This window comes from Acidiphilium sp. JA12-A1, assembly GCF_000724705.2.
GTDB lineage: Bacteria > Pseudomonadota > Alphaproteobacteria > Acetobacterales > Acetobacteraceae > Acidiphilium > Acidiphilium multivorum.
This window is the reverse complement of sequence record NZ_JFHO01000051.1, coordinates 1-9,921: the sequence shown is the minus strand read 5'-3', so window position 1 is coordinate 9,921 and position 9,921 is coordinate 1. Positions and strand designations below refer to the sequence as shown.

11 protein-coding genes are annotated in these 9,921 nt (G+C 62.7%); 5 read left to right on the top strand and 6 right to left on the bottom strand.

Features of this window, described 5'->3' with window-relative positions; all coding sequences use genetic code 11:
- Window positions 1-69: 69 nt before the first annotated feature.
- Genes RT91_RS10050 through RT91_RS22805 form a run of 5 tightly spaced genes read right to left on the bottom strand, consistent with a single transcriptional unit; the run spans window position 70 to window position 4,010 of the window.
- A complete protein-coding gene (locus RT91_RS10050; RefSeq protein WP_035187098.1) occupies window positions 70-321 on the bottom strand; it encodes a hypothetical protein in 252 nt (83 codons plus the stop codon).
- On the bottom strand, window positions 318-1,196 hold the full coding sequence (locus RT91_RS10045; protein WP_035187097.1) for a 2-aminoethylphosphonate ABC transporter permease subunit: 879 nt from the start codon (window positions 1,194-1,196) through the stop codon (window positions 318-320). The genes RT91_RS10050 and RT91_RS10045 overlap by 4 nt, the downstream gene beginning before the upstream one ends.
- Entirely contained in the window at window positions 1,193-2,335 is a 1,143-nt protein-coding gene (locus RT91_RS10040) for an ABC transporter ATP-binding protein (RefSeq protein WP_205408963.1), read from the bottom strand. Before RT91_RS10040 ends, RT91_RS10045 begins: the two co-directional genes overlap by 4 nt.
- A gap of 6 nt (window positions 2,336-2,341) precedes the next feature.
- On the bottom strand, window positions 2,342-3,400 hold the full coding sequence (locus tag RT91_RS10035; protein ID WP_035187096.1) for a 2-aminoethylphosphonate ABC transporter substrate-binding protein: 1,059 nt from the start codon (window positions 3,398-3,400) through the stop codon (window positions 2,342-2,344).
- Window positions 3,363-4,010 carry a helix-turn-helix domain-containing protein gene (locus RT91_RS22805; RefSeq protein ID WP_082468577.1) on the bottom strand — a complete coding sequence of 216 codons (648 nt, stop codon included), beginning with the start codon at window positions 4,008-4,010 and terminating at the stop codon, window positions 3,363-3,365. Before RT91_RS22805 ends, RT91_RS10035 begins: the two co-directional genes overlap by 38 nt.
- A 271-nt stretch (window positions 4,011-4,281) precedes the next feature.
- On the opposite strand from RT91_RS22805, the gene RT91_RS10030 reads away from it, so the two are divergent.
- The 5 genes from RT91_RS10030 to RT91_RS10010 all read left to right on the top strand — a co-directional run bounded on the left by RT91_RS10030 (window position 4,282) and on the right by RT91_RS10010 (window position 9,516).
- The gene (locus RT91_RS10030; protein WP_035187095.1) at window positions 4,282-4,797 is read left to right on the top strand and encodes a hypothetical protein; all 516 of its coding nucleotides are present in this window, start codon (window positions 4,282-4,284) and stop codon (window positions 4,795-4,797) included.
- A gap of 394 nt (window positions 4,798-5,191) precedes the next feature.
- Window positions 5,192-5,683 carry a helix-turn-helix domain-containing protein gene (locus RT91_RS10025; protein WP_035187093.1) on the top strand — a complete coding sequence of 164 codons (492 nt, stop codon included), beginning with the start codon at window positions 5,192-5,194 and terminating at the stop codon, window positions 5,681-5,683.
- Window positions 5,684-5,861: 178 nt separating this feature from the next.
- On the top strand, window positions 5,862-7,577 hold the full coding sequence (locus RT91_RS10020; protein ID WP_035187092.1) for a tyrosine-type recombinase/integrase: 1,716 nt from the start codon (window positions 5,862-5,864) through the stop codon (window positions 7,575-7,577).
- Window positions 7,567-8,811 carry a hypothetical protein gene (locus tag RT91_RS10015; protein ID WP_152982815.1) on the top strand — a complete coding sequence of 415 codons (1,245 nt, stop codon included), beginning with the start codon at window positions 7,567-7,569 and terminating at the stop codon, window positions 8,809-8,811. The genes RT91_RS10020 and RT91_RS10015 overlap by 11 nt, the downstream gene beginning before the upstream one ends.
- A 291-nt stretch (window positions 8,812-9,102) precedes the next feature.
- Window positions 9,103-9,516, top strand: coding sequence for a TIR domain-containing protein (locus RT91_RS10010; protein WP_035187090.1), 414 nt, complete (start codon window positions 9,103-9,105; stop codon window positions 9,514-9,516).
- Window positions 9,517-9,556: 40 nt separating this feature from the next.
- Here RT91_RS10010 and RT91_RS20530 read toward each other — a convergent pair.
- The coding region (locus RT91_RS20530; protein WP_205408962.1) for an SLATT domain-containing protein at window positions 9,557-9,921 on the bottom strand (365 nt) is incomplete at its 5' end.

The following is a 9,921-nucleotide window of genomic DNA, read 5'->3' as shown; positions in this document are numbered from 1 at the left end:
AATACAGCGCATCGAGCATCCGCCGGACCGGTCCGGGCAGGCGCCGCCCGGCAAGCCGCCCCGCGCCGCCTAGTAGCACGGCGATGGCCGACGCCAGCGCGGCGGCACCACACTGTGCCACAGCGCCGGCCACTGACCTGGCCCACCGAGGGCGGCAAGGTGCCGCAGCGTCAGCGTATCCGGCAGCGCGCCGTTCCACTGCCCAGCCACCGCGGCCAGCGCCAGCATAGCCAGCGGCAGGCCGAAGACGAGAGTGAACAGCGCCACTGCGGCGATCCACGCTGCGGCGCGCGCAATTGGCGCATGGGCGAGTAGGTTCACGCCGAGACTCCCCGCCCGAGCCGCGCGAGGCTGAAGCGGTAGAGCGCGAACAGCCCGAGCGACAGCATGATGTCCGCAAGGGCAACGACGCTCGCACCGGTATAGTCGAATTGCTGGATCGCCTCGCCGTAGATAAGCACCGGCAGGGTAATGACGTTCTTTGCCCCCATCACCAGCATGATGCCGAATTCGTTCACCGTGAGCAGCAGGCAGAGACTGCCGCCGGCCAGCAGCGAGGGCAGTAGCTCAGGCAGCACGATACGCCGGAGTATGCCCGGCATTCGCGCGCCGAGGCTGCTGGCCACCTCGAGCTGCGCAGTGTCGATCGACTGGAACCCGGCCAGCAGCGGGCGCAGCACGAACGGCGTGTAGAATGTCACCTCCGCGAGAACGACGCCCCAGAACCCATACAAAAAGCTCGCCGCATGCCGCTCCTCGCCGAACACCTCCGAGACAATTGCGGTCACCAGCCCGGTATTCCCGTAAAGAAAGGTCAGCGACAGGGCGATGAGAAACGAGGGAAAGGCGAGATAGGTGTCCACCACCCGCCCGAGTGCCAGCGCCCCGCCAAACGGGGCGAGGTTGAACAGCAGCGCGAGCAGAAAGCCGAGCAACAGACACAGCACGGTCGCGGTCAGGGCGATCTGCAGCGTGTGCGCCAGCGCGTCGGCGAACAGCCGGCTGGAGAGCATCCGCAACGCTGGTGCGAGGCTTAGCCCGCCGGCTGCGCCACGGAACGCCGAAGCCGCCATTAGCCCAAGCGGATAGAGCAGGAAAGCGGCGAGGATCAGCGTCGGCGGCACGGCGGGTGCGATGCAGCCTCGCCAGCCCAGCCGGCGCGGCGCCACGGAGGCGGCCGTGCGTGTGGGGCTCATTTGTCCGCGACCAGGCAGGCCTGCGCGGGGTCGAACCACAGCGCTACGCGCGCCCCGCAGTCGGGAGCAGGGCGGTTACCCGGCACGTCGATCCGCAACACGTGCGGGCCAATCCGCACCTCCAGTCGATGCACCGCGCCCATCCAGCGTGTCGCGACGATCTCGGCCTCGATCCGGTTCGGTTTGTCGGCATCGGCCTCGATCATCATCGCATGGGGGCGGATGCAGAGCAGCGGCGTATCCGGCAGAAGGCGCTCTTCCGGCGCGCGGACGCTCAGCCGCCGACCGGCGAGCGCGACCTCGGCAAATCCGCCTGCGCGGGCGAGGGCAGTGACCGGCAGGAGGTTGGCCTGGCCGAAGAATTCCGCGACGTAGCGGTCGGGCGGCGTATCGTGCAGTTCGCGCGGCGTGCCCTGCGCGGCAATCCGCCCTTCGCGCATCAGCACGATCCGGTGACCGAGGCGGATGGCCTCGCCCTGGTCATGCGTCACATAGACGATCGCGAGTTCGGGCAGCCTCGCATGGAGATTGCGGATCTCCTCGATCAGTCCGGCGCGCAGCGGCGCGTCCAGCGCTGAAAGCGGCTCGTCGAGCAGCAGCACCGGCGGGTCGATCGCCAGCGCACGGGCAATCGCCACGCGCTGCTGCTGCCCACCGGAAAGCTCGCGTGGATAGCGCCGCGCGAACCCGCCCATGCCGACCATCTCCAGGCTCGCGGCGACCCGTTCCGCAATCTCCGCCGCTGGTCGCCGCCGGGCGCGCAGCCCGAAGCCGACATTCGCCGCCACCCGCATATGGGGAAAGAGCGCGTAATTCTGCACCACCATCCCGAGCCCGCGTTGATACGGCGGCAGGTCCGTAACATCCCGGCCGGAGAGGGCGATCCGCCCGCTGGCTGGGCGGACGAAGCCGGCTATGGCGCGCAGGATCGTCGTCTTGCCCGAGCCCGACGGGCCGAGCAGCACAACCGCTTCGCCGGCCGCCACATCGAGGTCTGTTACATCGAGCGCGGTCGTTGCTCCATAGCGGACGGTCACACCGCGCAGCGCGATACGGGATGGGGCCGCGCGCCATGTGTCCAAGCTGACGGGCTGGCACGAAGCCGGTACGGCGATGACGGACGTGGCCGACCCGCTCACGGCGCCTCAGGTGCCGGTCACGTGATGCCAGCGGGAGATATCGGCATCAATGCTGGCCAGAACCGTCCGCCAGTCCGGCGACCAGATAGTAACCCCGTCCATGATCTGTTTCAGCCGGGCGGCCGTTGGCCCGCTCGCCGGCACATCCTCCCGCACAGGAAAGCCGCGCGCGAGCTCATAGACCGTGTCCTGGGCCTCGCGACCGAGCAGGAAGTCGATCAGCCTGCGCCCGTGATCGCCATGTGGGGCGTTGCGCACCAGTGCGATGTCGTAGGGCAACGCCATGCTGACGCGTCGCCCGTGCGGTCCGGCGGGGAAGAAGATACCGATATCCGGATATTGCCGCATCTGGGCGAAGTTCATCTGCACGTCGCCGTTCGCGACCAGAATTTCGCCCTTGTCGGTTAGCCCCGCCAGCCGCCCGGTCGAGGACGAGGGACCGAGATTGTTGGCTTGTAGCTTCTTCAGATAGGCGAACCCTGCATCGGCGCCCCCCATCTGGTGGACCACCTCCAGCATCACCGCGGTGCCGTCGCCCGCTTGGCCGGGTGTCGAATATTGAAGTCGGTTCCGAAAGGCCGGCGCCAGCAGCGTTTCGTAGTTCGCCGGCGGTGCCTTCAGTTCCTTGGTGTTATAGATCCAGCAGGCGTAATTGTTGACCAGCGGGAACCATAGGTCGTGGGCGCTGCGCGTCACCGCCGGAATCTGCTCGATCCCCGCCGGCTTTACAGGCGCCAACACGCCCCTGGCGGCAGCCTGCTGCATAAAGGGCGGCAGGGTGACGAGCACATCGGCCTGCGGGTTGGCGCGCTCGGCGAGAACCCGGTTCACCACCACACCCGACCCGGCCTCGATGTAGCGAACGCGGATGCCGGTCTTCTTCGTGAAGGCGGCAAAGACGGTATCGAACCAGTTGGGCTTGCCATCCTTCAACCCGTCGGCAGAGTAGACGGTCACCACGCCGCCGGCCGCACGGGCGTTGGAGATGGCAAAGGCGGAGGCGAGGCCCACGCCGCAGGTTAGGGTGTTACGGCGGGTGAGCCGAAGCCGGTTTGAACTCGTCATCGCTTTCGTCCCTGTCCTTTTTGTGCGCTGTCCCATTCATCAATGCTGGTTGGCACGCCATCAAGCGGGTCACAATGAACGTTTCATGATAATCCGATCTTATTCCTTCCGTGGGACAAATCGCCTTTCGACCATGAGCGTACATCCACTTGACAATAAAGATGACAATAAAGTGCGAGGAAGATCCACGCCACAGAGTTCCTAGAAACTGGACGCGGCAGACCCGCAAACAAGCCATTTTGACAACCGCGGCGCCGGTGTTCGCACGGCTCGGACGAGCTGGACGCCCGTGATCTGCCCACTTCTGAGTAGTCCTAGATGCCGTAATGGGCCGAGTGCCTGGCGATGCTCCTCGGTCAGCCGTGGCTGTCGCGCCTCGCGCCTTGAGGTCGCGCAACCTGTCCAGACCCTCGGCGTTGAACCGGATCACCCAGTCCCTCACAATCTGCAGTGTGACGTGGCCCAACCGCGCCGCCTCCGAGCGCGTGCCACCGTCATTGATCGCTGCAAGAGCCAACAACCGCGGGGCCGGAGCCGCCTGGCTGCGCCGTGCCAGGCACCGAAGGGTGGCAACATTCAAATCAGTACGAAGGGCTATCGCACGCGGCATGGTGAACCTTCCAAAGAGCTCCAGTTCGATTCACATCATACCCGCATCGCGGAAGCACTATCCTGAGTCACTCACACAGGGCTTGGTGTCAGATCATGACCAACTTCTGGTCACCGCATCCCCCGCAGGGTCTTCAATACGCTTGCCGCCGTAGCTTGCCACTTCTTGCTATACAAAAATAAAGAAATATTTTTATTGAAGCCGAAATAACTTTTGACTTTATACAGCAGTCGATTATTTTATATTCTTCTAGATTAGGAGGTAAACAATTATGATCGCCTTTGATTACCCCAATACGCACAAATATAGGATCGAACTGGAGATCGGCGTGACATCGATGATTGCTCTGTCCTCTGGAGAGATGTGTGACTTGATCGCCCTTGGGTTGTTCGAACTTGACCGCGAAGGTCGGCTCTTGCCGGGTGTGACCTTGCCGAACAACGTCTTTGGTCTGGTCAGCACCCGCATCACCCCCGTGGGGTACGAGCGACAGATCAGCCTGCGGGAGGCTGAATCCACAAGCCGGCGTCGGGCCCCTCAATCGACTCGCAATCGGCTGACCGAGACCGACGCGAAGCTGATCGATGCCCTCGAGGTCGCGCGTGATAATCTGACCGACTGCTTTCGCGAGCAACGCATGCTGCAGGCTCGAATCGCCGGCCTCTTCGAGAAGCTCGGCGCGGTCGCTGACATTGCCGACGACGATCGCGCTTATGCTGCTTCCCTACTGGCCGCTGTGGACGGCGTGCTTCAGAATCACGAGTCGGTGACCAGGCCGGTCCTGTAAATCACTCGCCTTTCGCGGTGGCTCAGATTTGAGCCACCGCACGGTGGAGCGGCCAATGCGATAAGGTAGGTAAAACGCCATCATCCCATCGGCAGAAACTGCTCACGATCAGAGTGAACACCTTGGGCTGGTCCACCGAGCCCTGAAGAACTGATACGCTGGTTGTCTCGGCGCTCAAGTCTTATCCCACGAAGACATGATAAATCCGTAGCCTAGTCGCACCGGCTGGCGTCGGCCCCCACGCCCAGTGACACATATAGAACGCGGGTGAGGTCGGCCCCGATTTGCTTCCTCGCCACGAGTGGCTCCGAATCTGAGCCACCCCCGGCGCCTTCGGCGATCCGCCCCCGAATCAAGTGAGATTCTCTTCTGGCAACCAAGCCGAGAGTCCGCCGTGTCGATTCGCCGCACCATCAACGCCCAGCCTTATACGCTCGATGAAATCCTCGGAATCGATTTCGATCGCCTCCGCGCCGGATCCGCACCAGCCGCCGACGACCGTCGCGATGAATGCGGCGCACCAGCCGACCGGACTTGGGTATCGGCCACCGCCTTCAATCCCGATGACGAGCATCAGGTTCATGAACCCTGCGGGCCGCTGGCCACTCACCTCGATGACCCGGAAGATCTCACGGCAATTCCCTCCCCGCCCTTCCTGTCGCTGACTGAGGCGGCAGCCTGGCTGGGCATTTCGCTCTCGACCGTGAAGCGGCTGGTGGACCGGCGCGAACTGGCTGCAGTGCGGATCGGCGCCCGCCGGAAAATCCCGCTCAGCGAGCTCAAGAACTACGCCCTCGCGCGCCTGGTCGGACGGTCAATGCCGATCCGAAAACTCCCAGGAAATACCGAGGCTTCCGCCCAACCTGCAAAAACATCGGGTGATTAACGCCAAGGAATAATCACCGGCCCTTCTTGAAACTGAACCGGTTTGAACCGTTCCATTTTGAAAGGAATCCAACGTGACTGTGACCATAAGATACAGGACGACCAGCACACCTGCCCCGGCAAGCGCAACACCGGTCAGCCCCCGGAATCTCGGGGAGATCCGGGCTAGGCTCGATGCCATGAGCAAGGCCGACGGCAAGGACCGTACCCTGTACATCAGCGCCATCAACTCGGTCGCGAAGGCGTTCGGCGGATCGCCGGCCGATCTGCCATCCGATCCGGCCGAACTCCGCCGGAAACTCACCACGATGTCCGCGGCCATGGCGGGGATGACGAAAGGCAGCTGGTCATCGGTCCGAAGCCGGCTGCTCGCCGCGCTGCGCGATACCAATGTGCCGGTGATGCGCGGCCGGCGGGCTGGTCACCTGGCGCCCGCCTGGGCGGCACTCTACGCCAAGGCCCCCATCCGACAGCGAAAGGCCAGGCTGAGCCGGTTCTTCGGCTTCTGCTCGGCGCAGGGCTACAGCCCGGAGGACGTGTGCGACGGGATGATCGAGCGGTTCCACGCCGCGCTGGAGACAACCAGCCTGCGCGGGTCACCGAACGACATCTCGCGGGCGGCGGCGCGTGGCTGGAACGAGGCGGCCCGAACCATCGAGGGCTGGCCGAACATCATCCTGACCGAATACCGGCCCGAGCGGGGAGGCTATGTCCTCGATCTCGCTGCGTTCCTACCCAGCTTTCAGGAGTCTGTGGCCGCCTATCTCGAATACCTGCGCGATCCACCGGAGGATGACGACACCGCCCCGATGGGGGGTCTGAAGCCGTCGACTCTTGAAATGCGGGAGTTCAATATCCGGCAGATCGCCTCCGCGCTGGTCCATTCCGGGATCGGAGTTGAGCGGCTGCGCACCATCGCCGACTTGCCGTCACGCGAATTCATGGACCTGATCTGCGAGTTCTTTGCCCGGCGTCTGGGTCGGCCCGACGCCCCCCAGATCCGGATGCTCCTTGATATCCTCGGGAGCCTCGCGCGATGGCAGTGCAAGGACGACGCCCTGGCGAAGGTTATCAGCCGGCGGACCAGCAAGCTGTCCGGCAGGACCGGCCGTCGAGTGGGCATGACCGAGAAGAACCGGCGGCGGCTGGCACCGTTCTATTCCGAGAAAATGGTCCGCGATCTGCTCATGCTGCCGATGGCGCTGGCCGCACGGGCGTCGAAGGCAGAGTTCAACCGGCGCGCGGCGGTCATGATGCGCAACGCCGTCGCCCTCGAAATCGAACTCATGTGCCCAATCCGGCTCGCGAACATCGCCAACCTGAGCGTCGAGGACAACCTGATCCGCCACAAGATCGGCAGACGGACGATGACCCGGCTCTACATACCGGGGCGCGACGTGAAGAATGGCGAGGATATCGAGATGGAACTGCCGCCTCATACGGCAGAACTCATCGACCGCTACGTCGCGGAATTCCGGCCCCTGCTGATCGAGCCGGAGCATCGGCACGCGACGCCGCGCTACCTGTTCCCGAAGTTCAACGGCCAGCCGCAGAGCGGCAAGGTCCTGGCCGGTTCGATATGTGACGTGCTCAAGGCCGAGTTGGGCCTCGACTTCAACTTCCACCTGTTCCGCCATCTCGGCTGCATGCTCTACCTCAAAACCCATCCGGACGGGTTCGAGGTTATGCGCCGTGTCCTGGCGCACCGGCAGATCGAGACAACAATCAGGTTCTACGCCGAAATCCAGCAAACGCAGGCCTTCGCCGAATTCGACCGGACCATCCTGTCGCTGCGGAGTTCGAAGCCGAAAGCGCGGCCGGCACGCCGCCGAACACCAGCGCCCCACTCCGCTCCGAGGCGCAATCCCGAGGAGGGCGGCACCGATGTGCTCTGACCTCATGCCGGCGCTGAAGGCGCTAGAAGAGATGTCGTTCGCCAAGCTTGCGCTCGCGGCTGGGCCAGCAGAAAGCGTGGAAATCACTGCCCCCGAGCCTCGACAGGCGAGGCAGCGCATCATCCTGCCGCCCGACTCCTGGCCTGCGGCCGATCGGCAGGCGTGGGACCTTGCCCTCGATGGGGAAGGACCGCTTGGCGCGGACAACCCTGCGGTCGGCTGGAGCCCGCGCACCGTCGACAAGGTCGCCGACGGATACGGACGCTACCTCGCCTGGCTCATGCGCCAGGACGAACTCGTCCCCGGTGAAGCGCCCGTGGACCGGATCACGCCGGAACATGTCCGTGCCTATGTCGCCGAACTCAAGGCGAGCCTATCGCCGGTCAGCGTCGGCATGGTCGTCGGTGCCCTGGTCGCCGCCGCGAATGCCTTCGACCCGGAACGCGACTGGCGCTGGCTGAGCGTTCGCTACAGCCGCCTGAAGAACCGTGCCGAGCCAAGCCGCGACAAGCACAAGGCCATCCGCCCTACCCTCGAACTGTATCGCCTCGGGCTGAGGCTGATGGACGAGGCGCCGTCGACCCCGACGGAGACCCGGCGCGCGATGAAATACACCCAAGGGCTCATGATCGCCCTGCTCGCCGCCCGGCCGCTGCGTATCCGCAACTTCCAGGACATCACGATCGGCAGGTCGCTCCGTTATGACGGAACGACCTACTGGTTGACCTTCTCGGGGGTGGAGACGAAGACCGGGCGGGCGATTGACGAGCCGGTTCCGATTTCATTGGTCCCGTATCTGGAGACGTACCTGCGGGTCCATCGGCCGCACCTGCTCCATCGCAACGGCGGGGCAAGGACCGCAAAACACGAGAGGCGCCTCTGGGTCGACCGGGATGGCAACCCGATGCAGGAACCCGCAATGCGCGACACGATCAAGCGGGTCACCAGAGACGCATTCGGGACCGCAGTCTGGCCCCATCTGTTCCGTGACTGCCTGTTCACCAGCCTCGCCGTCGAACAGCCCGAACTGATCGGGATCGGCCCTGCCGTGCTCGGGCATTCGTCCCTGGCGACTGGGCAGAAGCACTACAACCAGGCGCGCATGATCGAGGCGAGCCGGCTATACACCGCCGCTCTCCTGGAGGTCCGTACATCATTCATTCGTGAACTCCTCGCGAGCCAGCCAGGAGCGCCCGAGTGCGGCGGAGAGGATTTGCAGGATGCCCCCGACTAGATGACTCCTGTGGTCGACAGTCCGCATTACTCGCAATCGGCGGCTGTGCGCCTTCCCAGTCATACCGGACCTTGAGCCGGCGTCCCAGAAACGGACATCGCCAGACCTCTGCTCCGTGGGAACATAACACCCACCCCGGTCGTTCAGGGCAACTGGTGGGCCTACAGTACCAACCAGTGATTGCGAATCGGATTGCTACCGTAGATGATTTGGTTATCTATTACGAATGGCGTCTAAAAACCTCGCCTAAGGACGCCGGAGTATGTGCTACACTCGTCGTCGGAGGTATTCATGCCCGCGCTCAAGACATATGTCGGTTTTATTTCACACGCGTGGAAATACCATGACGATTATGTCCGATTGGAAGGAATGCTAAAAAACGCGAGCAATTTCTCGTTCAGAAACTCTTCGGTCCCAAAAACCGATGGTATTCCCATGCCAATCAGCGACGCTAAGTTGACGGCTGCGATCGACGAACAAATTCGCATCACAAACATCGTTATCATATTGTCCGGCATGTACGCCGCTCACAGCGATTGGATATCTAAAGAGATCGCTATCGCAGCGAAATATCAAAAGCCGATCATCGGAGTGGTTCCTTGGGGGCAGCAAAAAATCCCTGCGGTGGTTCAAACCGCGTCGAAAAAAGTTGTTCGGTGGAACACCGATAGCATCGTGTCCGCCATTCGACAGCATGCCAATTAGTGACAAATGTGCCTGAAAGTGAAAATTCGGACGCGTGGGTTTAGTTGGAAGCTCTAGCAACCCACTGCGTGTGCTCGCGCGAGAAAGCCAACTCTGAATCGTTTATAAATTCCGAGAGATCGAACTCTGAAGTGATTTCCCCGATTCGATTTTGTAAGATTCCAATTTCATGTGCAGTTAACGTATAAGATGCTGCCAGCTCATTGAACTTCTTAATTTGAACCCATCCGAGAACCGAAGACGCGATCACGATAAGAGGATCAGTCGGCAATAAGGTCCAAGCCGGTTCAACAATATGCGTCAATACAGAGGTCGCTGAGAACAAGTATACGACCACCCCAATTCCTATCCATGTGCCGGCACTCTTCTTGTTTCTAGATGCCTTTCGCGCATACCACAGACGTT

Coding starts and splice junctions, on each gene's coding strand:
- RT91_RS10045 (WP_035187097.1), bottom strand. CDS start 1,196: ATGAGCCCCACACGCACGGCCGCCTCCGTGGCGCCGCGCCGGCTGGGC.
- RT91_RS10035 (WP_035187096.1), bottom strand. CDS start 3,400: ATGACGAGTTCAAACCGGCTTCGGCTCACCCGCCGTAACACCCTAACC.
- RT91_RS22805 (WP_082468577.1), bottom strand. CDS start 4,010: ATGCCGCGTGCGATAGCCCTTCGTACTGATTTGAATGTTGCCACCCTT.
- RT91_RS10030 (WP_035187095.1), top strand. CDS start 4,282: ATGATCGCCTTTGATTACCCCAATACGCACAAATATAGGATCGAACTG.
- RT91_RS10020 (WP_035187092.1), top strand. CDS start 5,862: ATGAGCAAGGCCGACGGCAAGGACCGTACCCTGTACATCAGCGCCATC.
- RT91_RS10015 (WP_152982815.1), top strand. CDS start 7,567: ATGTGCTCTGACCTCATGCCGGCGCTGAAGGCGCTAGAAGAGATGTCG.
- RT91_RS10010 (WP_035187090.1), top strand. CDS start 9,103: ATGCCCGCGCTCAAGACATATGTCGGTTTTATTTCACACGCGTGGAAA.